At 32.3% G+C, this 26,860-nt stretch carries 25 protein-coding genes; 1 reads left to right on the top strand and 24 read right to left on the bottom strand.

Annotated features, from left to right (window positions below; genetic code table 11):
* The first annotated feature begins 22 nt into the window (after window positions 1-22).
* Window positions 23-1,099: a CotS family spore coat protein gene (locus tag B3B03_RS03765; protein ID WP_346848432.1), complete on the top strand. Its 1,077-nt coding sequence runs from the start codon at window positions 23-25 to the stop codon at window positions 1,097-1,099.
* A gap of 84 nt (window positions 1,100-1,183) precedes the next feature.
* Here the strand turns inward: B3B03_RS03765 and ppdK are convergent, their stop codons facing one another.
* The 24 genes from ppdK to lepA form a co-directional block, all read right to left on the bottom strand.
* Window positions 1,184-3,838, bottom strand: coding sequence for a pyruvate, phosphate dikinase (gene ppdK, locus B3B03_RS03760; protein ID WP_346848431.1), 2,655 nt, complete (start codon window positions 3,836-3,838; stop codon window positions 1,184-1,186).
* 53 nt (window positions 3,839-3,891) lie between these two features.
* A complete protein-coding gene (locus tag B3B03_RS03755) occupies window positions 3,892-4,524 on the bottom strand; it encodes a helix-turn-helix transcriptional regulator (protein WP_346848511.1) in 633 nt (210 codons plus the stop codon).
* Window positions 4,525-4,776: 252 nt separating this feature from the next.
* On the bottom strand, window positions 4,777-5,319 hold the full coding sequence (locus B3B03_RS03750) for a DUF4342 domain-containing protein (protein WP_346848430.1): 543 nt from the start codon (window positions 5,317-5,319) through the stop codon (window positions 4,777-4,779).
* Between the two features lie 55 nt (window positions 5,320-5,374).
* Entirely contained in the window at window positions 5,375-6,106 is a 732-nt protein-coding gene (gene recO, locus B3B03_RS03745) for a DNA repair protein RecO (protein ID WP_346848429.1), read from the bottom strand.
* A gap of 18 nt (window positions 6,107-6,124) precedes the next feature.
* Entirely contained in the window at window positions 6,125-7,006 is an 882-nt protein-coding gene (gene era / locus B3B03_RS03740; protein WP_035128906.1) for a GTPase Era, read from the bottom strand.
* A gap of 10 nt (window positions 7,007-7,016) precedes the next feature.
* Window positions 7,017-7,415, bottom strand: a complete 399-nt coding sequence (locus B3B03_RS03735; protein WP_346848428.1) for a cytidine deaminase — start codon at window positions 7,413-7,415, stop codon at window positions 7,017-7,019.
* A gap of 156 nt (window positions 7,416-7,571) precedes the next feature.
* A complete protein-coding gene (locus B3B03_RS03730; RefSeq protein WP_035128900.1) occupies window positions 7,572-8,270 on the bottom strand; it encodes a diacylglycerol kinase in 699 nt (232 codons plus the stop codon).
* A 46-nt stretch (window positions 8,271-8,316) separates the two neighbouring features.
* Entirely contained in the window at window positions 8,317-8,817 is a 501-nt protein-coding gene (gene ybeY / locus B3B03_RS03725; RefSeq protein WP_346848427.1) for an rRNA maturation RNase YbeY, read from the bottom strand.
* Window positions 8,818-8,836: 19 nt separating this feature from the next.
* On the bottom strand, window positions 8,837-11,086 hold the full coding sequence (locus B3B03_RS03720; protein ID WP_346876502.1) for an HDIG domain-containing metalloprotein: 2,250 nt from the start codon (window positions 11,084-11,086) through the stop codon (window positions 8,837-8,839).
* Window positions 11,087-11,100: 14 nt separating this feature from the next.
* Window positions 11,101-12,270 carry a sporulation protein YqfD gene (gene yqfD, locus B3B03_RS03715; protein ID WP_346876501.1) on the bottom strand — a complete coding sequence of 390 codons (1,170 nt, stop codon included), beginning with the start codon at window positions 12,268-12,270 and terminating at the stop codon, window positions 11,101-11,103.
* On the bottom strand, window positions 12,257-12,547 hold the full coding sequence (gene yqfC / locus B3B03_RS03710) for a sporulation protein YqfC (RefSeq protein WP_346848424.1): 291 nt from the start codon (window positions 12,545-12,547) through the stop codon (window positions 12,257-12,259). The genes yqfD and yqfC overlap by 14 nt, the downstream gene beginning before the upstream one ends.
* A 112-nt stretch (window positions 12,548-12,659) precedes the next feature.
* Window positions 12,660-13,109 (bottom strand): GatB/YqeY domain-containing protein, encoded by a 450-nt coding sequence (locus B3B03_RS03705; protein WP_035128891.1) that lies wholly within the window; start codon window positions 13,107-13,109, stop codon window positions 12,660-12,662.
* 21 nt (window positions 13,110-13,130) lie between these two features.
* A complete protein-coding gene (rpsU, locus tag B3B03_RS03700; protein ID WP_035128888.1) occupies window positions 13,131-13,307 on the bottom strand; it encodes a 30S ribosomal protein S21 in 177 nt (58 codons plus the stop codon).
* Between the two features lie 147 nt (window positions 13,308-13,454).
* Window positions 13,455-13,799: a histidine triad nucleotide-binding protein gene (locus tag B3B03_RS03695; RefSeq protein WP_035128885.1), complete on the bottom strand. Its 345-nt coding sequence runs from the start codon at window positions 13,797-13,799 to the stop codon at window positions 13,455-13,457.
* Between the two features lie 121 nt (window positions 13,800-13,920).
* The gene (mtaB, locus tag B3B03_RS03690; protein ID WP_346848423.1) at window positions 13,921-15,222 is read right to left on the bottom strand and encodes a tRNA (N(6)-L-threonylcarbamoyladenosine(37)-C(2))-methylthiotransferase MtaB; all 1,302 of its coding nucleotides are present in this window, start codon (window positions 15,220-15,222) and stop codon (window positions 13,921-13,923) included.
* A gap of 1 nt (window position 15,223) precedes the next feature.
* Window positions 15,224-15,976 carry a 16S rRNA (uracil(1498)-N(3))-methyltransferase gene (locus tag B3B03_RS03685; protein WP_035128879.1) on the bottom strand — a complete coding sequence of 251 codons (753 nt, stop codon included), beginning with the start codon at window positions 15,974-15,976 and terminating at the stop codon, window positions 15,224-15,226.
* Window positions 15,977-16,002: 26 nt separating this feature from the next.
* Complete coding sequence (prmA, locus tag B3B03_RS03680) at window positions 16,003-16,938, bottom strand: 50S ribosomal protein L11 methyltransferase (RefSeq protein WP_346848422.1); 936 nt, start codon at window positions 16,936-16,938, stop codon at window positions 16,003-16,005.
* Between the two features lie 270 nt (window positions 16,939-17,208).
* A complete protein-coding gene (locus tag B3B03_RS03675) occupies window positions 17,209-18,078 on the bottom strand; it encodes a YitT family protein (protein WP_346876500.1) in 870 nt (289 codons plus the stop codon).
* A 413-nt stretch (window positions 18,079-18,491) separates the two neighbouring features.
* A complete protein-coding gene (dnaJ, locus tag B3B03_RS03670) occupies window positions 18,492-19,616 on the bottom strand; it encodes a molecular chaperone DnaJ (protein WP_346848420.1) in 1,125 nt (374 codons plus the stop codon).
* A gap of 166 nt (window positions 19,617-19,782) precedes the next feature.
* The gene (dnaK, locus tag B3B03_RS03665; RefSeq protein WP_346848419.1) at window positions 19,783-21,648 is read right to left on the bottom strand and encodes a molecular chaperone DnaK; all 1,866 of its coding nucleotides are present in this window, start codon (window positions 21,646-21,648) and stop codon (window positions 19,783-19,785) included.
* Window positions 21,649-21,744: 96 nt separating this feature from the next.
* A complete protein-coding gene (gene grpE, locus B3B03_RS03660) occupies window positions 21,745-22,371 on the bottom strand; it encodes a nucleotide exchange factor GrpE (protein ID WP_278245209.1) in 627 nt (208 codons plus the stop codon).
* Window positions 22,372-22,438: 67 nt separating this feature from the next.
* Window positions 22,439-23,476, bottom strand: a complete 1,038-nt coding sequence (gene hrcA / locus B3B03_RS03655; protein ID WP_346848510.1) for a heat-inducible transcriptional repressor HrcA — start codon at window positions 23,474-23,476, stop codon at window positions 22,439-22,441.
* A gap of 107 nt (window positions 23,477-23,583) precedes the next feature.
* On the bottom strand, window positions 23,584-24,726 hold the full coding sequence (gene hemW / locus B3B03_RS03650; protein ID WP_346876499.1) for a radical SAM family heme chaperone HemW: 1,143 nt from the start codon (window positions 24,724-24,726) through the stop codon (window positions 23,584-23,586).
* Between the two features lie 176 nt (window positions 24,727-24,902).
* The gene (gene lepA, locus B3B03_RS03645; RefSeq protein ID WP_346848417.1) at window positions 24,903-26,708 is read right to left on the bottom strand and encodes a translation elongation factor 4; all 1,806 of its coding nucleotides are present in this window, start codon (window positions 26,706-26,708) and stop codon (window positions 24,903-24,905) included.
* Window positions 26,709-26,860: the final 152 nt, after the last annotated feature.

The raw sequence follows: 26,860 nt of genomic DNA, 5'->3' as shown, positions 1-26,860 counted from the left end.
TATTTTTAAGGAGAGAAGTACAATGAGTAACGCAATAGCAGATAGTTCTAGTTCAAATTTACTATCGCCAAGTAATATTAAGAAAAATGTATTACCTTATTATAATTTATCTAGTAACTGCAGTATATATCAGGTGAAGTTTAAGGATACAGATAAGCAAAGAGCTGTATATAAAATAGAAAGTGATTCCCATGAGTATTGTTTGAAAAAAGTATATTATGATGTAGATGAACTGCTTTTTATTTATTCAGCCATAGAATGGTTATATCGCAATAATATAAATGTACCTAGAATACTATCTACTACTAATCATGGAAGATATGTAAGGTATAATGATATGTTATTTATTCTCACAGATTGGGTTAAAGGAGACAAATGCGATTTTGATGATATAAATAATGTAAATATGGCAAGTAGAAATTTAGGACAAATTCATGAGACATCTTTAGGATTCTCCCCAATTTTAGGTAGTAAACATAAGGAAGGTTTCACCAATCTTACAGACTCTTTAAATAAACATACTCTTCAACTTGTTAAAAATGAGAAGCTAGCATTAAAGTATAAAGATTATTTTTCTAAAATATATAGAGTTAGTTTTACTAATAGCATGTGCCTAGCAAATTTATCAACTAACGTAGCCAATACTATAGACTATGACAACTTATCCATATCCATTTGTCACAATGATTATGTAAGTAAAAATCTTATCGTAAATCAGGGTAAAATTTACGTTATAGACTTTGATAAATGTAGATACGACTATTCAGCTTTTGATATTTCTTATTGTTTAAGGAGACTTATGAGAAGAGAAAACACTTGCTGGAATGGAGATTTAGCCATAAACTTTTTACAGGAATATGAGAGCAGTCACCCTTTGACCTTTGATGATTATAAATATATCCTTGCCTACTTAGCCTTTCCACAGAAATATTGGAAATTATCTAGGGATTACTATAAAAATATATCAAAATGCAATAAAAAAGCCTTTATTAATCTTCTTAATAAAGCTGTAATCCACAATGATATCCATATTGATTTCAGTTATAAACTACTGGATTATATTGAAAATAAATTTAGCACTAAAATTTCCTTTAAATAAGACTCTTAAAGATATATAAAGAGGTTATCTGAAAATATTTTAATTCTTTTCAGATAGCCTCTTTGTTAATTATTATTTTTTATTTTATTTGCATCCACAGCAGCATTTTTTTCTTGGATTTTTAACTTCAGCTTGAGCAGCTGCAAGTCTTGCTACTGGAACTCTGAATGGTGAGCATGATACATAGTTTAATCCTACTTCGTGGCAGAATTCAACGGAAGATGGATCTCCACCGTGCTCTCCACATATTCCAAGTTTGATGTCTGGTCTAGTAGATTTTCCTAGGTCAGCAGCCATCTTAACAAGTTTTCCAACTCCAACTTGGTCTAATCTTGCAAATGGATCAGATTCATATATGCTCTTGTCATAGTAGTGTTTTAAGAAGTTTCCAGCGTCATCTCTTGAGAATCCAAAGGTCATTTGTGTTAAGTCATTAGTTCCAAAAGAGAAGAACTCAGCTTCTTTAGCTATTTCATCAGCAGTTAAAGCAGCTCTTGGAATTTCTATCATTGTTCCTACCATGTACTTCATATCTATGCCTGATTCTTTTATGATTTTATCAGCTGTTTCTGTAACTATGTTTTTAACATACTTAAGCTCTTTTACTTCTCCAACTAATGGTATCATGATTTCAGGTACTATATCATAACCTTTTCTAGTTTTAACATCTATAGCAGCTTCTATTACTGCTCTTGTTTGCATTTCAGCTATTTCTGGGTAAGAAACTGCAAGTCTGCAACCTCTGTGACCCATCATTGGGTTGAACTCATGTAATGATTCAACAGTATTTTTTAGATCTTCAAAGGTAATTCCAAGTTCTTTAGCTAATTCTACTATTTCATCATCTTCATGAGGAAGGAACTCGTGTAGTGGTGGATCTAAGAATCTTATAGTAGCTGGTCTATCTTGTAACTCCTCGTAGATTCCTATAAAGTCACCCTTTTGCATTGGTAATAATTTTTCTAGAGCTGCTCTTCTTGTAGCTTCATCCTTAGCAACGATCATTTGTCTTATAGCCATGATTCTCTCGCCTTCAAAGAACATGTGCTCTGTTCTACAAAGTCCTATTCCTTCTGCTCCGAATTTAACTGCTTGAGCTGTATCTCTTGGATTATCAGCATTAGTTCTTACTTTCAAGGTTCTTAGTTCATCAGCCCATGCCATGAATGTTCCAAAATATCCACTTATTTCAGGATCTACAGTTTTAATTTGTCCTGCATATACATTTCCTGTACTTCCATCTATTGAGATGTAGTCTCCTTCTTTATAAGTAACTCCACCTACTGCAAAGGTCTTATTTCCTTCATTTACTGTTAAGTCACCACAACCAGCAACACAACATGTTCCCATTCCTCTAGCAACAACAGCTGCGTGAGAAGTCATTCCACCTCTTACTGTTAATATACCTTCAGAAGCAATCATACCTTCAATATCTTCTGGTGAAGTTTCAAGTCTAACTAAAACTACCTTTTCACCATTTTCATGGGCAGCTTTTGCATCTTCTGCAGTGAAGTAAACCTTACCACAAGCAGCACCAGGAGATGCTGGAAGTCCTTTAGCTATAACTGCTGCAGCCTTAAGTGATGCTGAATCAAAGGCAGGGTGTAATAATGTATCTAATTGTTTTGGTTCAACTTTAAGAATCGCTTCTTCCTTAGTAAGCATTTTCTCTTCTACAAGGTCAACAGCTATTTTTAATGCAGCTTGAGCTGTTCTCTTACCGTTTCTTGTTTGTAGGAAGTAAAGCTTACCTTCTTCTATAGTGAACTCCATATCTTGCATATCTCTGTAATGGTTTTCTAAAGTGTTTACAATATCCATAAATTGTTTATACACTTCTGGATTTTCTTGTTCTAATTGCTCTATTTTTTGAGGTGTTCTGATACCAGCAACAACATCTTCTCCTTGAGCATTCATTAAGTATTCAGCAAATATTTTCTTTTCTCCTGTAGATGGGTTTCTTGAGAATGCAACCCCTGTACCAGAAGTATTTCCTTTATTACCAAATACCATTTCTTGAACGTTTACTGCAGTTCCCCAACTACCAGGAATATCGTTCATTCTTCTGTATACTATAGCTCTAGGATTGTTCCAAGATCTAAATACAGCAGTGATAGAAGCTATTAATTGTTCTGTAGGGTCGCTTGGGAATTCTTCTCCCTTAGCTTCTTTGTAGTAAGCTTTAAATTTAGCTACTAATTCTTTTAAGTCTTCTGCATTTAATTCTGTATCAAGTTTTACGCCTCTAGCAGCCTTCATCTCATCCATGATATCTTCAAAGTTTCTCTTTTCTACTTCCATAACTACATCAGCAAACATTTGAATGAATCTTCTGTATGAATCGTATGCGAATCTAGGATTGTTTGTTTTATTAGCCATTACTTCAACGGTTTCATCGTTTAATCCTAGATTAAGGATAGTATCCATCATTCCAGGCATAGATGCTCTAGCACCAGATCTTACTGAAACCAATAGTGGATTTTCTAAACTTCCAAACTTTTTACCTGTAAGTTTTTCAAGTTCAGTCATTTTTTCATGAATTTCGTCAACGATTTCTTCTGCGATTTTCTTTCCATCATCATAGTATTTATTACAAGCTTCAGTTGTTACTGTGAAGCCTTGTGGCACTGGAATTCCTATGCTTGTCATTTCTGCAAGGTTTGCACCCTTTCCACCTAGTAAATTTTTCATGCCGCCGTTGCCTTCATTAAAAAGGTACACATATTTTTTCTTTTCCATGTTATACAACCCCTTAACTCTTAAATTATAGTTATATAGTCAAATGAATAAAATTATTCATTTTCACCCAATTTTACAAATATCATAGAAATTGTTGTCTTAGATATTTTTCCTACAATTTTCGGAACTTCTTTTCCCCTTAAAAGTTCTAGCCTTACAACAGGTAAGGAATCTACCTGATGCTCAATTATTTTTTTTGCAGCATCAAAGGCTGAATCTTCCTCTGATACACTAACAATATTCGGCATTCTAGTCATGATAATTCCAACGGGTACTCTATGCATATCAGCTGTTCCCATAGCCATCTTTATAAAGTCTTTTCTAGATACAGCTCCTAATAGTGCTCCTTCATTTTCAATGAATAAAGTTCCTGTGTCATTTAAAAAAAGTGTTAGAATGGCCTCATAAACTGGTGTGTCTTCCTTTACTAAAACAGGTTCAGACATTACATCCTTAACCTTTATATTTCTAATTTCACTGTTTTTAGGTCCTTTATTTGAATTTTTAACACACACATATCCAACTTTAGGTCTTGCTTGAAGTATACCGGTCATAGTCAATATAGATAAATCTGGTCTTATGGCGGATCGCGTAAGCCCTAACTCTTTTGCGATAGCTTCACTGGTTATTGGTTCATTTTCTTTAACTAATTCTATTATTTGTTCCTGTCTAAGCGAGAGTTTAATGACAATTCGCCACCTTTCAAAATTCTATTATTCACTCCAAATTCTATAATTTTAATTATATCACACATTGGGGTGAGTAAGTGTTATTTTTAAGTTATTTTCTATTATATTGTATAAGAGATTTATTTAATTTGCAACTTTCTCTAAAAATTTTTAAAATATTTCGTTAATTCTTGGGTAAATTTTATTCTAAATAAAAAAAGATGAGTATATGCTCATCTTTAATTAATATCCAAATATATAAAATTTATGTTATCTTTTCATATTATTCTTTGCTTCAGAAATTTTTTCTTTAATCTTTCCTGAGGTTTCAGAGAAGATCTCTTTTAGATCATGGGTTACTTCTGTAGCTTTCTTTGCAGTTGTTTCCATGGTGCTCTTTACAATTTTATTAACTACTTCTACAGTTCCATCTTCTTTAATTATATCTATTTCTAGATCAATAAATACTGCAGTTGCAGCTCCTAAAACTATTAAAACTGGTTGCAATAATAATGCTATACCCACCACAATTCCTGCATTTACAGGAATATTCACTAGGATAGAATCATCCTTTCTAATGATAATTCTAGAAACATTACCAGCCTTTATCAGCTCTTTTATATAGGTTACAAATTCACTTTGAGAAATTTTCTCATTGAAATTTCTATTATCCTTTTGTTTTTCTCTTTCACAATGAATTAATGCTTCGATTAAGTCCCCATTGAATCTTTCTAATAATTCCTTAGCTTCTTCTTCAGATAGATTAGCTCTTTCTTTTAATATATTTATCTTTTTTAATGTAGCTTCATCCATAAATATTTCCTCCCTAGCAATATTTAATACTTAAGTATATTATATCACTTATATACTAAAACTTTTTAAGTAAGGACAGGCTATTAGGTTTTTTTCTATAATTTAGACTTATAAAGGTTTCTAGGATTTTTCCTATTTGTTCCTTTGTATTTATATCTAAATTAAGTCTTCCTACCTTCTCCAGCTCCACTTTACTTAGAAACTTTAATCCATTATATGTGGCAGCAGATACTTTCGTACCATATTGTTTTTCACATTGGTTACAAATTCCACCATAGAACTGAAAAGAAATATAGTCTGTGGTATTTATCTTATTTCCACATAGGGCACAGTTTTCTAACGATATACCATAGCCTGTAGCCTTTAAAACCTTAACTTCAAAGGCTCTTGCTAAAAGATCTAAGTCTATAGCCTTGTTTCTCATAAGATAAAAGCATTTCACTAAATCTATAAATATGGGATGACTCTCACCTTCTTCTATGGCAATATCTATGAGTTCATTAAAATAAGAACCATATATTAAGGTATCATAGTCATTTAATATATCTTGAAAGGAATCTATAATTCTCCCTTCATTTAAGGTATATAAAGTTCTTCCTTTATATAGTACATACTCACCAAAGGAGAAAGGTAGGGTATTTGAAAAATTTTTATTTTTACTTTTTCTAGCTCCCTTTGCAATGACAGTTACCTTTCCAAACTCCTCTGTAAATATCCATAGTAATTTATCATTTTCTTTGTATTCTTGGGTTTTTAAAACTATCCCTCTAGTCTTGATAGTATTCAATGAATAACACCTGCAATTCTACTTATAACCAAGTTCCTTGAGTACAAATGCACTATCTCTCCACTCTGATTTAACCTTAACCCAAATCTTTAGGTTTACTTTACAGCCTAGGAACTTTTCAATATCTTGTCTTGCATAGGTAGATATTTTCTTCATCATAGCTCCATTTTTACCAATTATTATACCCTTGTGGGAGTTCTTCTCACATAGCATATTTGCCTCAATAAGATAACTTCCATTTTCATTCTTCTTCATGGTTAAAATTTCTACAGCAATACCATGAGGTACTTCTTGAGATAAAAGTCTTAGGGCTTTTTCTCTTATAGTCTCCATTACTATAAATCTTTCTTGCTGATCTGTTATCATGTCTTCTGGGTAATACATTGGTCCCTCTGGTAACTGATCAACTACTAATTCTAATAATTTTTCGGTGTTCTTTCCGTTAATAGCTGAAATAGGTATTATTTCTTTAAAATCTAAAACTTTAGTGTATTCTTCTAGAGTTTTAGCTACTCTATCAGCAGGGTTTTCATCTATTTTATTTACTACTAAAAACACTTTAGTATTGCACTGCTTTAGTTGTTCTAAAATATGAAGGTCTGCCTTGTTTATCTCCCCTTCTGGTGTTGTTAAAAATAGCACCACATCCACATCCTGCATGGAATCTTTAGCTATCTTCACCATGTACTCACCTAACTTATGTTTAGGTTTATGCATACCTGGTGTGTCTACAAATACTATTTGAAAGTTATCCCTTGTAAGTATTGTTTGTATATTGTTTCTTGTAGTTTGTGGTCTACTTGATACTATAGATAATTTCTCTCCCATTAAATAATTTAAAAGGGTTGATTTACCCACATTTGGTCTTCCTATTATAGTTATAAATCCTGATTTAAACATATATCTCTCCTTATTTAAGTAAGTCCTCTTTAGTAAAAGCTCCTGGTAGTATTTCTTCTAAAGTTTTTACTATATACTCATCTTGATTTTTAATTAATACTATTTCTATATCTTTAGCTGCAAACTCAGCAATAACCTGTCTACATATTCCACATGGAGCTGTAAATGCTAACATATCTCCTACTATGGCAATTTTTTTCATTATAGTATGTCCTTCAGATACAGCCTTAAATATAGCCGTTCTTTCAGCACAGTTAGTAGCGCCATAAGAAGCATTTTCTATGTTACAGCCTGTAAATACACTGCCATCTTCCATTTCAATTGCTGCTCCAACTTTAAACTTAGAATATGGCACATAAGCTTTTTCTCTAGCCTCTATAGCAAGTCTTACCAATTCCTTTATATCCATTTTATCTTCCTCCAACCTAATTACTCAAATCTATCCATGGTTTATAATAATCACACATTTTTTTAGTTTCTTAGTTATATTAGTTTACCATAGAATACGAATTTTATCACATTATTTTTATTGCTTATATTTTATTTAGCTTCATTCATTTAGTAATTACCCAATAAGCTGATATAACAGTAAGGTCAGTAGTGATCCAAAGGCTCCTCCAAGGACTACTTCAAGGATGGAGTGTACGTTAGAATCTACTCTGCTTTGGGCTACTATGAAGGCTAATAAAAATGCCAATATCATTATTAGTGGCTCTGTGGTTAATAGTGTAATGGTGGTTGCCACAGCAAAGGCTATGGAACTATGACCACTTGGCATTCCGCCTCTTAAAGGTGTACCTTCATCATATACAGCCTTTACTACTACAGTGGCAATACTAACTATTACTAACATTAAAAATATCATGTGAGGGTCAGAATTTTTAATTTTCAAAAGAATAATTATAGAAAAAGGTAGAACTTTATCACCAAAAATTATATAGGCTACTAAAACCGCATTTATTGCAGTGACTAATACTGCTCCTGCAGCTACATTTTTCGCAATCTTTGCTAGGGGATGATAAAAGTTGGTGGTGGCATCTATGGCACATTCCACTGCTGTATTTATCATCTCTGCAACCACAACCATTGTTATTGTAATTGCAATTACCAAAAGTTCCATCTTTGTCATGTCAAAGAAAAAACAAGCTGTTAGTATTAACATAGCTATTATCATATGTATTCTCATATTTCTTTGAGTTCGTATTGAATAAATTATTCCCTCTATAGCATAGTTAAAACTATCCACTAGCTTCTTTACCTTCATAATAACCCCACCTTAATTAAAGCTGATATAACCTATATATAATCTATTATCTTTCAATGTTAAACTTACTTAGAATTTCTTCTTCTCTAGCTCTCATTATTACCTTATCATCATCTTCCATGTGATCATATCCAAGCAAGTGAAGAATGGAGTGAGTTACTAAGTAGCACACTTCTCTTATAAATGAGTGTCCAAACTCTTCACTCTGCTCCTTTGCTCTCTCTAAGGATAACACAATATCTCCAAGGACTAAATTTCCTTCATTTAAATCAATAATTGAAAATTCATGTTCTAAATAGCACTCCTTGAATACTTTTTTCTCATCATAGTCTAGCATGGGAAAGGATAGTACATCTGTAGCCCTATCTATTCCTCTTGTATCTGAGTTTATTTCTCTTATGGCCTCATTATCTACAAAAATTAGACTTACTTCATAGGGAATCAGAACCTGTTCCTCTTTTAAAGCATAATCTATAATTTCTTTAATATTTTCTTCTAAGTCTTTTTCAACGGAAATAAGACTTTGCCTATCGTCCATATAAATCATATTTTATCTCCTATTTATCCTATATCTGCTTTTCTTTTTCAACTTCTTTAGTTTGTATAACTGCTTCTGGCTCTTTTAACTTAAACTGTTCTTCCTTAGTTGATACAACTTCTTTATCTTCTTCAAGTTTTTTTTCATTGTTTTCTTTTGTTAAATTAATCTTGTCTTTAGGATACTCAATTCTTTCATGGTAAATTCCAGATAGAACCTTTAGAAAACTCTCTCTTATTTTCTCTAAATCTTTAAAGGTTAGGTCAGAGTTGACAAACTGATTTTCATCAATTCTACTCTTAATTATGTTATTTACCATTTCTTCTATCTTCTTTTTGTTAGGCTTATTAATGGACCTTACAGAGGCTTCAACCCCATCTGCTAACATTATAATGGTAGATTCCTTTGATCTTGGTGGTGGTCCACCATATCTATAATCTGCCTCATTTACCTCATCGGGATTCTCACTTTTATTTCTCATAGTTATATAAAAATACTTAGCGAGAGAATCTCCATGATGCTCTCTCACAACATCAGTGATGCCTTCAGGTAAGTTATATTTTTCTGCTAATTTAACCCCATCTTCCACATGGGATAGTATTATGGCAGAGCTCATAGCTGGTGACATATCATCATGAGGATTTACTATACCTATTTGATTTTCCTTAAAATAATAGGGCCTTTCTAGCTTTCCAACATCATGATAATAGGAGGCTACCCTAGCTAGTATTGGATTGGCTCCCACACTTTCAGCAGCCATCTCTGCTAAGTTTGCAACTAACACACAGTGGTGATAAGTGCCTGGTGCTTCTAAAAGCAATCTCCTCATTAAGGGATGATTAGGGTTAGCTAACTCTAGAAGTTTAATATTAGTTAATACATCAAATATATTTTCTAAAACTGGCAGTATTCCTATGGCTAATATTCCTGATACTATAGCAGATATTCCTGTAAGCATAGCCTTATTGATTATACTAGTCACATTAGTGCTTAGGAAATATCCCATGGCACCAGTAAATACTACATTTATAGCTCCAATGAGCAAGGAAGAATACAATATGTCATTTCTTTGCTGAACCCTTTTTAATACCATTGGAACTATTACTGCATTGACCATAGCTATAAGAGTTAAATCTACTGAAAATTTAACAATAAAGGATATAAATATTACATTTAATATTCCTATGGTTACAGATGTTTTACTATCAATTAGTACAGATAATAAAATTGAAATACAAGCAAAGGGTATAACATAAGGAGATATGAGAATAGATATCCTAGCTAATACTACAGTTAGTACTGTCAGTAGGTTTATCAGGATAACCTTACTATTATCTTCATATATGTCTCTGCGCTTTTCTTTTATATATCTCCACTGTAATCCTAATACTCCTGCAACAACTAGAAGTAAAACTAGGTTCATATAAATGCCCGTAGATTTATCATTACCTAAGAGGCCTAAGTCATTTAGAAGCTCAATTTGTGATTCAGTAATAGGTTGACCTTCTGCTATTATAGTTTGATCCTTTTTATAGATTACAGGTGTTACATTTTTAGTTATGTTTTGTCTCGCTTCTTCTGTCTTTTCATGATCTACAAAATAGGTAGCCTTAGTTTGCGAATAACCTATGGCCATGGCTAGATCCTTAACATTTTTAGCATAGCTAGTATTATTAAAGAAGGCAGTTATATATCCTTGTGCTGAAACTATATCCTGAGGTTTATTCTCGTATATAGGGGTAGTATCATATAAATTATTCATACAATCTACTATCTCTTCATTTAGGCTATTTAATCCAGTCTCATTTAAGGATAAAAGTAATCCATAGTTTTCAGTAGAAAGATTTTTTATAACACTTTCCTCTTTTAACTTTTTCAGCTTTATCCCATTGATTTTTTCCTGTTCTGACTTAATTTTTTCATTATCATCTTCACTGGAAGGATTATAAGGAGGATTTTCAGAATTTATCTTTTTAACTAATTCAAAAAGTTTATTTATATTATCTAAAGCACCCTTTCTTATATTAGCATCATAGGTATAGGTTTCTTGTACGTGTTTTAGCTCTTCTTCAATACTCTTTTGAGTTGCTACCTTATCTTCCACATCTCTTGGTGCTTTAATATCAAATTTAGCTATTTCACCTACTTGAAGGTTATATTTTTTACTTACTACTACAGTGCTTAAAATCAAATAAACTATTAAAGTTGTAATTATAAAAGTAATATAGGGTTTTATTCTTGGAAATCTTATCCTTGATAATCTTTTTTTATGTCCCATATTTACACCTCTTTTTAAGTCTCAGGGGATTCATCTTCCTTTTCTCTTTCTGTTTCTGTAACTACAACTTGGCTTTCTGCTATATCTTCTTCTACAGTAACTAATACTCTAATTTCATATTCCTTCTCTTGCTTTTTAACTTCTGGAGTTATATCTAGTATTTTAACTCCTCTATCTAAATTTAATGTAATTTTGTTTTGTAGTTCCTTTATTACAGTGTCAGTGTAAGTAGCTTCTTCCACCTCTTCTGTTTCATAATAAGTCTCTTTTATAAAGATGCCCCAGTTTTCTTCTATTTTATCATAAGTTGTATAGTTATTTAATGATTTCTTAATATAAATTTTATTATTGTTTACATTTACTCCATATCGTACCTGCTTATTTCCCGTTCTTCTTTTTGAGGTAATAGATATAGGTACTTTTGTAAATTCTTCGTAAAAAGTAGTAGCATATATTTTTCCTTCAGCCTTTACAGAGAACTCCATGCCTTCTTTTCCTTCTTGACCTTTTACAATTAACTCACCTTTGTCAACTACTGTGCCAAGTTGTTTCACAGGAGTTCCAGCACTAGTATATATTCTATTTATAACTCCACTTTTTTTAGCTACTAAATCTCCTGTGTACTCCTTTTCTTTTATCTTTGGTGGTTCTTGCCTCTCCACTATATCTACAGTGAGCATAGAGCCTTCAATTCTAACTTTAACCCACATTATTTCATCTATATCAGCAACTAACTTTTCTTCAACTTTTAGAACATCTATTGAACCCTTTTTACTTCCAACCATTATTCCATAGCTTTTCAGTATATTTCTAACTTCAAGGGGAGCTAGATATTTATCTGTATTTATATCCACACTCCAAATAAAGCTACTCAAATAGTATAAAATAAAGAAAAATGCAGCAATACCTGCAATTAAAAGTTTTCTAGCACTTAATCTAAGATAAAAAAAGTTTATCCCTTTACGATGCAAAATCTTTACTTTTCCCTTTACTTTTTTAACAGCTTCTTTTAAATGAAGATAATCTGATACTGATATTTCTAGTGTAATAGAAAAGGCATTATTTCTTTTTATATTTTTTACACTAACATTTTTATTCCAAAGATAATTGAGAATTTTTTCTCCTTCAAGGGAATCTACTTGAACAGTTATATAGCTTTTATTAAAATTATTAATCTTCTTCATAGTTTTCATACACCATAGAGCTAAAATATCCACTTAAAGTTATGGTGGTACCTCCTACAAATATAATTTCAAAATCCTTACCTAGAATTTTCAAAGGTCCAATACTTGTATTTATAACTAATTCACTGTCACTAAATTTTATTATCCCTTTATGATTCTCTACCGTTACCTCTTTTCTTGCTATCACTATTATTTTAGGTAAACTAAGGGCTACATCTACTGGTAAGTCTAATCCATAAATGACCTTTTCCTTTACCCTCACTAATTTATCACTCAACTTCATCACCTCTAAATCATAATTTTTACTTACAAAGTTTCTCTTTTAAATTTTATGATTTCTTTTCATGATAAATTACTTAAAATAAAAAGAACTCAGTAAACTGAGTTCTTTATTTATTCAAATATTCTTTTACTATTTGACTAACTACTTTGCCATCTGCTCGACCATTTACCTTAGGTCTAACATCTGCCATAAGTTTTCCCATATCTTTAATGCTACTAGTACCAAGTTTTTCGGCTGACTCCAGAACAATTTTTCGGATTTCTTCTTCCGTTAACTGCTGAGGAAGGTATTGTAATAAGATTTCGATTTCAGCTTTTGTTTGATCAACCAAATCTTGTCTATTTCCTTTATCAAACTCAACCAAAGAATCTCTTCTTTGTTTAACTTCCTTTGCTAAAATTTCGATGACTTTACTATCATCTACTTCTCCTGCCCCTGATTTTTCAACCATTAAAACAGCAGCTTTAGCCATGCTTATTACATTTGCTTTAAACTTATCTCTTTGTTTAATAGCATTTTTCCAGTCGTCCTGTAATGTTTCCTTAATGGATGACATTAATAAACCTTCTTTCAAATTCTACTTAAATTTTCTTTTTCTAGCAGCTTCTGATTTTTTCTTTCTCTTTACGCTTGGTTTTTCGTAATGTTCTCTCTTTCTAACTTCTGAAAGCACACCTGATCTTGCACATTTCTTTTTAAATCTTCTTAATGCATTCTCTAATGATTCGTTTTCTCCAACTTTTATCTCTGACATTTATATCCCTCCCTCCGCTAGCTCAATTTAATTTTAATTAAAAGTAGCCAATGCGAGGCCTAAATAGCACATTTTCAATTATACAATTCACATTAACTTATGTCAAGATTTTCATTAGTTTTATTTACATATTTTTAGTCCTTATTTTTAGCCTGGTGGCCATTTTAAATTTCTTCCACCTAACAAATGAAAATGTAAATGTGGAACAGTCTGACCTCCATGGTCTAAAGTGTTAGTTACAACTCTATATCCACTTTTATCTATTCCTAGTTTTTTTACCAGTTCTGGTATGGTGGCGAAAATATGAGCTATAATGCTACTATTCTCATGATTTATATCATTAACGCAGCTTATGTGCTCCTTTGGGATTATAAGAATATGCACAGGTGCTTCAGGACTTATGTCATGAAATGCTAATATCTTATCATCTTCATAGACCTTATTTGAAGGAATCTCACCCTTTGCAATTTTACAAAATAAACAATCTGACATTTTTTCACCTCCATTCTCAGTAGTAAAAACCTACATTTATAGTTTCCTATAATGTATAATATGATTTCTCATATCTTATATTATACTCTAAAAATCCATGTTAGTGTATCTATATTTTGTATTATTCTATGATTCCTATCATATTTTCTTGTTTTACAGCTGCTAGTTTTGTAGGCACTATTTTACCCTCTAGGTTTTCATCACTTTCTGTTATTACTTTTATATAGTTCTCTGTATAGCCTACATAAGTGTTTTCTTTTCCACTTATAGCTTCCTCATAAAGTACTCTCATTTCTCTTCCTATGAATTTCTCCATGAATTCTACTTCTAAAGCATTATTTAGTTCTATTAACTTTTTACTTCTTTCTTCCTTTATAAGACCATCTACTTGGAAAGGCATTTCCGCTGCCTTAGTTCCTGTTCTTTTACTATACTTAAAGATATGCATTTTACTTAGTTTTATACCTTTTAAAAATTCATAGGTAGCTTCAAATTCAACATTAGACTCCCCTGGAAAACCTACAATTATATCCGTAGTTATAGACACGTCCTTCATATACTTTCTAAGATTTTCTACTACATCCTTATATTCCTGTGCTGTATATTTTCTATTCATTCTTCTAATTGTTGCATCACAGCCACTTTGAAGGGATAGGTGAAAATGTGGACACATCTTTTCTAGGTTACAGATTTTCTCTATTACCCCTTCAGTGAAGAAGGTTGGATCTATAGAGCCTATTCTAATTCTCTCTATTCCTTCTATTTTATTTATCTCTTCTAGGATTTTAACTAAATCCCAATTACCTTCTAAATCTACTCCATAGGAAGCAGTGTGAACTCCAGATAAAATTATTTCTTTAAACCCATTTTTACTTAGTTCTTTTACTTCCTTTAATATTTCCTCAGGCTCTTTACTACAAACTCCCCCTCTAGCAAAGGGAATTAGGCAGTATGAACAAAATCTATTACATCCATCCTGTATCTTTAAAAAGGCTCTAGTTTTATCCTGATATTCATTGATAGCTAGCTGTTCAAATTTATTGTTTTTAAGTACATCTTTAACTTCTACTACTTGCTTACTTTCTTCTCTTGCTCTATTAACCCAGTAAACAATGTCTCCTTTATTTCTACTTCCCAAGACTACATCTACACCTTCAATTTGTGCTATTTCATCGGAAGCTATTTGTGAATAGCATCCAACTACTGCTATTATAGCCTCTGGATTATGACGTCTTGCTCTTCCTATCATCTGTCTTGACTTTTTATCTCCCATGTTAGTTACTGTACAGGTATTTATAACATACACATCTGAAAATTCATCAAAACTTACAACTTCATATCCCTCTTTTATGAATTTTTCTGCCATGGCTTCTGATTCATAAGAGTTAACCCTACATCCTAGTGTATATAGTGCTACTTTCATTTTAATTTCCTCCTAAGTCACCAAGCTCATACATAATTAAGCTAAGAGCTACAAAGCCAGCAGTCTCCGTTCTTAGTATTCTAGGCCCTAAGGTTACTATAAATGCTCCAGCATCCTTTAATGCCTGAATTTCATCCTCTTCAAAGCCACCCTCAGGTCCTATGATAATGGCTGCTGTTTCTATATTTTTATCTGATACTTGGTTTTTTACATATTTTATTCCTTGATTTTCTTGATTTTCATAGGGTACTATGACTAAATCAAAGTTCTTTATCTCTTCCTTTAGGTTATTAAAATCTATAGGTTGGTTTATAGTTGGAATTATACTTCTTTTGCTTTGTTTGCAAGCTTCTAATGCAATTCTGTTCCATCTATCTACCTTTTTAAATTCTGAGGACTCATTGCCCTTAACTACAACTCTCTCTGTAATTATAGGGGTGATTTCACTGACTCCTAGCTCAGTACACTTTTGAGCTATTAAATCCATTTTAGCTGCCTTTGGTAATCCTTGAAAAAGCTGAACTCTTAAAGGACTTTCATTATTTAAAGCAACCTTTTCAATTAGGTTTACTCTTACTTCTTTTTTATTTACCTCTAAAATTTCTCCTATATATTCAACACCCTTGCAGTTATTGATATTTACTTTATCCCCTTCTTTAAGTCTAAGCACCTTATATATATGCTTAACATCATCGCCTTCAATGATGCACAGAGATTCATTTATGCTATTATCTTCCACAAAAAATTTATGCATTTTAAATATACTCCCATCACACAATTTTACTTTTTAGCAATAATACAAATCCATTCTCCATCTTCCATGACTTCTTCAATTATAAAGTTTAGGGTCTTTAACTTGTCAGCAACTTTATCTCTTTGAGTGTTTAAGATACCAGAAGCTATGAAGTATCCCTCATCTTCTATAAAGGCTCTGACACCTTCACTTAAAAACATGATTATATCAGCTAAGATATTAGCTACTACTATATTAGCTTTACCTTCTACTACTTCCATTAAATCTCCATAAAGAATTTCGATGTTATTTACTTTGTTGAACTCTAGATTTTTCTTTGCAGATTCTACAGCTACTGGGTCTAAATCTACTCCTACTACATGTTTTGCTCCTAATTTAGCTGCAGCTATAGATAATATTCCTGAACCAGTACCTATGTCAAATACAGTGGTATCTCCCTTAACTTTTTTCTCTAGAGCTTTTATGCACATTCTTGTAGTTTCGTGGGTTCCTGTTCCAAAGGCCATTCCTGGGTCTAGCTCTACTACAACCTCTCCAGGTTTTTCTTCATAATCTTCCCAGGTAGGCTTTACTACAATGTGCTCCCCAACCTTAGCTGGTTTATAGTACTGCTTCCAATTATTTGCCCAATCATCTTCATTTACCTTATGATAAGTTACTATGCCTTCACCTTTATCAAAGCCAAATTCACCTAACTTATCTACACTTTCCTTTATGTAGTTTAGTGTATTCATAAAGTTTTCACTATCCTTAAAGTACCCTTTAACCATAGCTCCTTCTTCAATAGTTAAAACTGACTCATTTATAAAATCTGCAAAGCCCAGGTTTTCCTTCTTAAATTCCACATCTGCCACATCTTCTATGGAAACTCCTTCTACATCACAGTTATAAAGAAAACCAGCCACTGCTTCTGTAGCCTCACTGCTGGTAAGTACCGTTACTTCAATCCAATCCTGATCCATTTCTACTTCCTCCATATCTATACATTAAATTATACTTAAGTTATATGAACAATAGTTAATAGGTTTTAATTAATATTATTGCCATCATTTTAAAAGATGTCTATGGTATTATACACTAAATAATCTTTATTGTGTAATTATATATCACATATTACAAAATAACAAAATAACTCTTCCTTGGCAATAGTGAATCTTTTCTATTGCAAGAAAGAGTTTTATTTGGCTCTATAATTTTTATCGACCCCTAATATTCTACTGTTCTATAGATGCTTAGTCAATTAGGTTATCTTTAAATCCAAGACCAAAGGCTTCATCAAAGGAAGAAATCATAGTCATAGCTGTTGGGTCTATGGTACTTACAATTCTACGCAAATTATATACCTGAGATTTACTGCAAGCACACATTAACATTTGACGACTCTCTCCTGAAAAAGCACCAGTAACATTCATTATAGTTACTCCTCGTCCAACTTCCTTTCCAATGACATCTGCAATTTCCTTTCCATGATTAGTTATTACCATTGCCATTTTTCCTGCTTCAAAACCAGACATAATCTTATCTATTATTGTTGATGTAGCTATAGTCATAATAATTCCTAATAATACAGCATCAATAGTTCCAAATACTAATCCACCTAGAAGGATAACACAACCATCAATAGCAATTGTAATCTGCCCAATAGATAGGTGAGGTGCTTTTTTTCTTACAGAAAGAATTAAAAAGTCTGTTCCTCCAGTAGATGAATTTCTTATATATATGAGTGCTAGTCCAGCTCCAGATAATACTCCTGCAAACACAGCTGCCAGTATAGGATTTCCTGAATATATTGGGATAAGTGGAAACACTACATCCATAAAGAAGGCTGAAATTACCATGGTTTTTAGAGATTTAACTAAAAACCATTTTCCAAGTACTTTATAACTAATTATTATTATTGGTATGTTAAGTAATAAACTACATATACCTATTGGTATTTTAGTAAAAAAGTTTATAATTATTGATAAACCTGAAATTCCACCAGGAGCAAAGTTAGCTGATAATGCAAAGGTATAAATACCAGCAGCATAAAGTATACTACCAATGATGTCATAGAAGGTATCAATGGTAATGTCATAGATCTTTTGTTTTTCAATTTTCATGTTATTGCCTCCAACCTTTTTATTAAAGTTATATCTTATGATTTTGTAGAAATTAACATAATTCAGACATGAATAAAAGGTTTACATGTGCTAAAAAACTTAACTTCTACACCACTAGTAATAAAAGCGCAATAAACCCTAAAATATCATTAAATTCTACAGTAATATTATAAATATTTTGTCTAAAAAAGTCAATTATTAAATTTTAAAAATATTCATATTGTTATCTCTATTTTGCTAATGATTAATTTTACTATTAATATACTGAAATTTAAGATTTTAATATAAATTGGCTCTGTTGAAAATTACAGTGATAGAATATATAAGCACTAAAAATAGCTAAAGTCCTATATTAACTATTACAAGACTTTAGCTATATTTAAAATATTTGTAGATTATATTAATTCTCTTTATTACTTTCCAAATATTCCTTTTTTGTGTTTTTTCTTTTCCACAGTAGTTTCTGGAGCTTCTCCACTAGCCTCCATAAACATTCTCAGAGCTTCTGTTTGTTTCTCATTAAGAGATTTTGGTACATCTACTATTACCTTAACATAGTGATCTCCTCTACCTACAGAGTTAACTCTAGGAACCCCTTTAGCTTTTAATCTAAATACAGTTCCAGGTTGAGTTCCTGCTGGAACCTTATAAGTAACATCTCCATCCACTGTTGGAACCTTTATGTCTGTACCAAGAGCAGCCTTTGCAAAGGATATATGAGTTTCCATATGGATATCAAAGCCTTTACGTTTAAATATATTATGAGATGTAACTCTTATATTTATATAAAGATCTCCTGCTGGCCCTCCATTTTCTCCTGCTTCACCTTGTCCTCTTAGTGGCATTACATTTCCTGTATCAACACCTGCTGGAACATTCACTGTTAAATTTCTAGTTTTTCTTTCTTTACCAGTTCCTCTACAAGTTGAGCATGCTTCCTCTATTATAGTACCTTTACCTCCACAAGCATCACAAGTTGTAGTTGTAGAAATAACTCCTAATGGAGTTCTTCTTTGAACATTTATCTTCCCTCTACCACTACACTTAGAGCAAGTTTTAGGAGTAGTACCTTTTTTTGCTCCTGTGCCTCCACAAGTTTCACATTTTTCTCTTCTAGTAACTTTAATTTCCTTCTCACAGCCAAATACAGCCTCTTCAAAGGTTAAATTTAAATTAAATTCTAAATCTGCACCCTTTCTTGGAGCATTTTTATTAGATGAAGAGGAAAATCCTCCACCAAAGATATCGCTAAAAATATCTCCAAAGCCGCCAAAGCCTCCACCGAAATCAAATCCATCAAAACCTTGGGCTCCGTTAAAGTCTGCAGTACCAAATTGATCATATCTCTGTTTCTTCTCTGGATCTGATAAAACTTGATATGCTTCATTTATTTCTTTAAACTTTTCTTCTGCTTCAGCATTTCCTTGATTTCTATCTGGATGATACTTTAAAGCAGCCTTTTTAAAAGCTTTTTTTATCTCATCATCACTGGCACTTTTATCTAAGCCGAGTACTTCATAATAATCTTTATTAGCCATATTTAAAACTCACCACCTATTTTACTTCGAATAATATATTAAGATATATTATGTATAATTGCAACCATGTATTAATGGGAACATTAAATTTTCACATTAAAATTTAACATTAAAATCAGTTTTAAGGGATGAGTGTTTCATCATCCCTTAACTGATTTAATGAATATTATTCTCCATCTACTTTAAAATCTGCATCTACAACATTGTCATCATGTGGTGCATCTTGAGCTCCTGCTCCTTCTCCTGCTGCTCCACCCATGTTGTTTGGATCGAAACCTTCTGCTCCTGGCTGTCCGCCTTCAGCTTGGTATACCTTTGAAGATACAGCGTAGAATTCTTGTGTTAACTCTTCTGTAGCTTTTTTAATAGCTTCTATATCTTCTCCGTCTTTAACTGATTTTAATACTTGGATTCTTTGTTCTACCTTAGCTTTATCATCAGCAGAAACTTTATCTCCTAGGTCAGTTAAAGTTTTTTCTGTTTGGTAAACCATTTGATCTGCAGTGTTTTTAACTTCTATAGCTTCTTTTCTCTTCTTATCTTCTTCTGCAAATCTTTCTGCTTCATTTACTGCATTTTGGATTTCATCATCACTTAAGTTAGTTGAAGCTGTGATAGTTATATTAGCTTCTTTTCCAGTTCCTTTGTCTTTAGCAGAAACTTTAACTATACCGTTAGCATCTATATCAAAAGTTACTTCGATTTGAGGAATTCCTCTTGGAGCTGCTGCAATTCCAGAAAGAGTGAATCTTCCTAAAGTTTTGTTGTCAGCTGCCATTTGTCTTTCACCTTGAACTACGTGAATCTCAACAGATGTTTGACCGTCTGCTGCAGTTGAGAATACTTGGCTCTTCTTAGTTGGAATTGTTGTATTTCTTTCGATTAATGGAGTAGCAACTCCTCCTAAAGTTTCAATTCCTAATGTTAATGGTGAAACGTCAAGAAGTAATACATCTTTAACATCTCCTGTTAAAACTCCACCTTGAATAGCTGCACCTGCTGCAACACATTCATCTGGGTTAACTCCTTTTGATGGTTCTTTTCCTGTAAAGTTTTTAACTGCTTCTACAACAGCTGGGATTCTTGTAGATCCACCAACTAATACAACCTTGTCAATTTCTCCTATTGAAAGATCAGCATCTTGAAGAGCTTTTCTCATTGGCTCAATAGTTCTTTGTACTAAATCATGAGTTAATTCATTGAATTTAGCTCTTGTTAGGTTCATATCTATATGTTTTGGACCTGTAGCATCAGCTGTGATAAATGGAAGATTGATGTTTGTTTGAGTAGAAGATGATAATTCTATTTTTGCTTTTTCAGCAGCTTCTTTTAATCTTTGAAGTGCCATTTTATCATTTCTTAAATCAATTCCATTAGAAGCTTTAAAATCTTCAGCTATATAATCCATAACCTTTTGGTCAAAGTCATCTCCACCAAGACGAGTATCTCCATTTGTAGATTTAACTTCGAAAACTCCATCTCCAAGTTCTAAGATAGATACGTCGAAAGTACCACCACCAAGGTCATATACAAATATCTTTTGGTTTGTATCCATTTTGTCAAGACCATAAGCAAGAGATGCAGCTGTTGGCTCGTTTATAATTCTCTTAACATCAAGACCTGCAATTCTTCCTGCGTCTTTAGTTGCTTGTCTTTGGCTATCATTGAAGTATGCTGGAACTGTGATAACCGCTTCTGTAACTGTTTCTCCAAGGTATGCTTCAGCATCTGCTTTTAATTTTTGAAGTACCATTGCAGATATTTCTTGTGGAGTATATTCTTTTCCATCTATATTTACTTTATGATTTGTTCCCATTTCTCTTTTAATTGAGATTATAGTTTTATCTGGGTTTGTTATTGATTGTCTTTTTGCTACTTGACCAACAAGTCTTTCGCCATCTTGTAAGAAAGATACTACTGATGGAGTAGTTCTAGCACCTTCTGCGTTTGGTATTATAACTGGATCTCCACCTTCCATAACTGATACACAAGAGTTTGTTGTTCCTAAATCAATTCCTATAATTTTTGCCATTGTAATTTCCTCCTATAAATTAATACACTTATTTTCTTCTAATTTACTATATACATTTATTTTTAATTAAAGATTAAAATCTTTATAAATCATAGATTAATTTGCTACTTTAACCATACTATGTCTTAATACTTTATCGCCTTTTTTATATCCCTTTAGGAATACTTCAGCTACTTGATTTTTTCCTAAGTTTTCATCTTCTATATGCATTACTGCATCATGGAAGTTAGGGTCAAATTCTCCATCAGATGAGATTTCTTCAACGCCTAGCTTTTCAAAAGAAGCTGTAAACTGATTTATAGTTAATTCAATACCTTTTTTAAGATCTTCTGCACTACCATCTACTGCAACAGCTCTTTCTAAATTGTCTAATACAGGTAGTATTTCCTTTAATACATCAGCACAAGCCTCTGTATATATATTTTCCTTTTCCTTAGAAGTTCTTTTTCTAAAGTTATCATATTCAGCTACAGTTCTTAATAATTTATCTTTCAAAGAATCATTTTCTTCTTTAAGCTCTTTAATTTCTTCTTTGCGATTTCTGAATTTTTTCATCTCATCTTCCTTATCATCTTCCTCTTTAACCTCTGAGGTTTCTTCACCGGAAGTGCCTTCCTCTTCATTTTGTTCTTTTTCAGAAGGGTCATTTTCTAAAATTTCATCCGCATTATCTTCCATATCTTTTTTATCTAGCTCTTGGTTTTCTTCCATATTATTTTCCAATGCTCTTTCCTCCAATCTAAATGCTTATCTCATTTACTTTGAATTTTGAATATATATAAACCCATAGTTAATCTGGATCATATATGCTAGAGATCTTGTCGTTTATCTCATTAACCACAGTATCAAGAACAGCTATAACTTTATCATAATGGATTCTTGTAGGTCCTATAACTCCTATGGTACCCATAATACGGCCATTACAACTATAGCTAGCAGTGATTATACTGCACTCTTTAGCGCATTCCACAAAGTTTTCTTCTCCTATACTAATAAATAAAGATTCCTTGTTTCCTTTGCTAAGAATTTCATTTAGGTTTTCTTCATTATTTACTAACCCTAAAAATGCCTTTGCCTTATCGATGTTATTATATTCAGGATAGTTAAATATATTTGTAGCACCCTTAGTATAAATTTCACCATAATCTCCCAACACTAGCGTTTCATGAAGAACAGGAATTATACAGTCAAATATCTCTTCGTAACCAACTAATTCATTTTTTAAATTAACAAGGAAATCTAGAGTAATTTGTTCTATGCTAATCCCTACAAGTAGTCTATTAAGAGCATTATTCACTTTTACTAGCTTATTGTCATCTACTGGATTTGTTACTCTAATAGTATTATTTTTTATATTACCATTGTCTGTTATTATTGTAGATAAAATTATGTGCTTTTCTATTGCTAATAACTTTATATACTTAATACTTGACTTTTTAACAGAAGCAACTTTTACTACAGAAGTTAGTCTAGTAATATTAGAAAGTACATCTATAGCACCCTTAATTATACTATCTATTTCACTTATAGATGTGTCCTTTATCAGGTCATGTCTTATAGTTTCATGCTCTTCTTCTGTAAGTCTGCTAGGGGTCATAAGTCTATCTACATAAAGTCTATAACCCTTATCAGAAGGTCGTCTTCCAGAGGATGAATGGAGTTGTTCTAAAAATCCCATTTCTTCAAGATCAGCCATTTCATTTCTAATAGTAGCTGAGCTTATTCCTAAATCGTATTTTTTAGATATGGTTCTTGAACCTACAGGTTCTCCGTAAGTTATATAATCATTTATTATAGCCTGTAAGATTTTAATCTTTCTTTCATCCATATCCATGTTATCACCTCTTTGTTAGCACTCACTACTCACGAGTGCTAATGACTATATTTAATATATATCATTTATAAAATTCAATGTCAATATGATTCATAAATTATTTACAAAATTAAATCTGACATCACTTGATTACTCAGTTCTATACCTCTTTTAGTAAGGTATAATCTATCCCCCTTTAAATTTAATAAATTCAACTTTACATACTTATATATAACTTCTTTATATTTTTCAAAAATGGAGATGTTAAACCTTCTCTTAAATTCTTCTATACTTATACCTTCTATTTTTCTTAATCCTAAGAACATGAACTCTTCTATATCATCCTTTAAGGAATTTTCATTACTCTCTACCACTGCAGATCTTTTATTTTCCATAGACATTATATAGGTTTCTATTTTTTCTTCATTTCTATACCTAATGCCATTAACATAGGAATGGGAAGATGAGCCACAACCAATATAATTTTCTAAATTCCAATATATTTTATTATGCCTGCACTCTAATCCATCCTTTGCAAAATTGGAAATCTCATACTGGTGATATCCTTTTATCTCTAAAAAATTAATTGCTTCAGAATACATGTCTCTTTCTACATCTTCATCAGGTAAAATCAATTTATTCTTTTCATAAAGATTATAAAACTTAGTTCCTTCTTCTATGATTAAGCTGTAGCAAGAAATATGCTCTGGCTTTAACTCTACAACCTGACTTAAAGTTTCCTTCCACTGAGCTAAACTTTGATCTGGAAGTCCAAACATTAAATCTACATTTATATTATTGAAACCAAAATTCCTTAACATTTCATAGCTATGTTTAAAATCCTCAAGGGAATGGATTCTTCCTAGTGAAGTAAGGTGACACTGTTGCACAGCTTGAAGTCCCATAGAAATTCTATTTACTCCCATAGCTTTAAAAATTTTTAGTTGTTCCTCATTAAAAGTCTTAGGATTTCCCTCTATAGTAAACTCAAAACCTTCCTCTATCCTGTTTAATCCCCTAAGGGCTTTTTCTATAATTTTCCACCCTTCAATGCACAAATAGGTGGGAGTTCCCCCACCTATAAATATGGTGCTTATAATTTTATCCTGGCAAGAAACTTTAATTTCCTCACTCAATGCCTTAGCATAATCCATCATTAAACTTTCTTTACCACTATAGGAAGGAAAATCACAGTAATGACATTTCATCTTACAAAATGGTATATGAATATATAATCCCACTGTATTTAATCCTACTGTATCCATTTTTCTTCTCCTTTAATATCCACTTTATTAACTTCTGAAAATTCTTCTCCATGACAAGGTTAATCGCTAGGAAACTAAATTTGATTAAGAAATTTATGATTGTTTCTACGCCGATTACCTATTGTCATTGCGAAGAATTTTCATGACATTAATAAATTAATTATAAGTACTACTAACTAGTCAACTTTAAGTACTGCCATGAATGCTTCTTGTGGAACTTCAACGCTTCCTACTTGTCTCATTCGCTTCTTACCTTCTTTTTGTTTCTCAAGAAGTTTTTTCTTTCTTGAGATATCTCCACCGTAACACTTAGCAAGTACGTCTTTTCTCATAGCTTTTACAGTTTCTCTAGCTATTATTTTAGCTCCTATGGCTGCTTGAATTGGAATCTCAAACATTTGTCTTGGAATAATCTCCTTAAGCTTTTCTACCATGGATCTTCCTCTGTGGTAAGCTCTATCTGCTGGAACTATCATAGATAGTGCATCCACTACATCTCCATTAAGAAGTATGTCAAGCTTAACAAGTTGAGTTCTCTTATATCCTTTAAGTTCATAGTCAAAGGATGCATATCCTCTAGTTCTAGATTTTAAAGCATCAAAGAAATCATAGACTATTTCATTAAGTGGAATATCATAGTTAATTACAACTCTAGTTTCTTCGATATATTGCATATCTATGAAGGTTCCTCTCTTCTCCTGGCATAACTCCATGATTGCTCCTACATAATCTGAAGGTGATATTATTGAAGCCTTAACTTCTGGTTCTTCCATATAAGATATTTCACTTGGCTCTGGTAGGTTAGTAGGGTTTGTAATCTCTATAATTTCCCCATCAGTTTTAGCTACCTTGTAAACAACGGAAGGTGCAGTGGTAATTATATCTAGATTAAACTCTCTCTCTATTCTCTCTTGAATTATCTCCATGTGAAGTAATCCTAAAAATCCACATCTAAATCCAAAACCTAGAGCTATAGATGTCTCTGGTTCAAAGGATAGGGCTGCATCGTTAAGCTGTAGCTTTTCAAGAGCTTCCTTTAAGGTTTCATACTTAGCTCCATCTACAGGGTATATTCCACTAAATACCATAGGTATAGCTGGTCTATATCCTTCTAACGGATTAGCTGCTGGTCTTCCTGCTTCTGTGATGGTATCTCCAGCTCTAGCATCTTTTACATTTCTAATAGCTGCACTTAAGTATCCAACATCTCCAGCTCTAAGTTCATCTACCTTTAATGGACCTGGAGTAAATACTCCTACCTCAGTTACATCGTACACTTTATTAGTATTCATTAATTTGATTTTAGTTCCTGGCTTTACTACCCCATCAAATACTCTGATGTAGGTTACTACACCTTTATATGAGTCATAGTAAGAGTCAAAGATTAAGGCCTTAAGAGGAGCTTCTTCATCCCCTTCTGGTGCTGGTACTTTAGCTATAACCGTTTTAATTACATCCTCTATATTTAATCCTGTTTTAGCAGATATTAATGGTGCATCATCTGCTGGAATTCCAATAACATCTTCAATTTCTTGCTTAACCTCATCAGGTCTTGCACTTTGAAGATCTATTTTGTTTATAACTGGAGCAATTTCAAGGTCATGATCTAAGGCTAAGTAACAGTTTGCAAGGGTCTGTGCTTGTATACCTTGAGTTGCATCCACAACTAATACAGCTCCTTCACAAGCTGCTAAACTTCTAGAAACCTCATAGTTAAAGTCTACGTGGCCTGGAGTATCTATTAGATTTAAAATATACTCTTCGCCCTCTTCTGTTCTATGTATAAGTCTTGCTGCTTGAGCCTTGATTGTAATTCCTCTTTCTCTTTCTAATTCCATGTTATCTAGTACTTGGGCTTCCATTTCCCTAGCTGTTAAAGTACCTGTTTTTTCAAGTAATCTATCTGCTAAAGTAGACTTGCCGTGATCTATATGTGCTACTATAGAAAAATTTCTTATGTGTTTTTGTCTGTTAGTTTGCATCTACTCAAATACCCCCGTAAATTTATATTAACTCTTTATTAAAGTCACTGTTTCTAATCTAATTATCAACTATACTTAGTTAGATAATAAACCAAAGTAAATTATACCATAAAATAAAGGTTCCTTGTCAATATACTTTATAATGTTAACTT

This window comes from Clostridium sp. UBA5712, assembly GCF_002419845.1.
In the GTDB taxonomy this organism is placed as follows: Bacteria; Bacillota; Clostridia; order Clostridiales; family Clostridiaceae; genus Clostridium_J; species Clostridium_J sulfidigenes.
The sequence above is the reverse complement of the archived record's forward strand: the minus strand, read 5'-3'. Positions and strand labels throughout refer to the sequence as shown.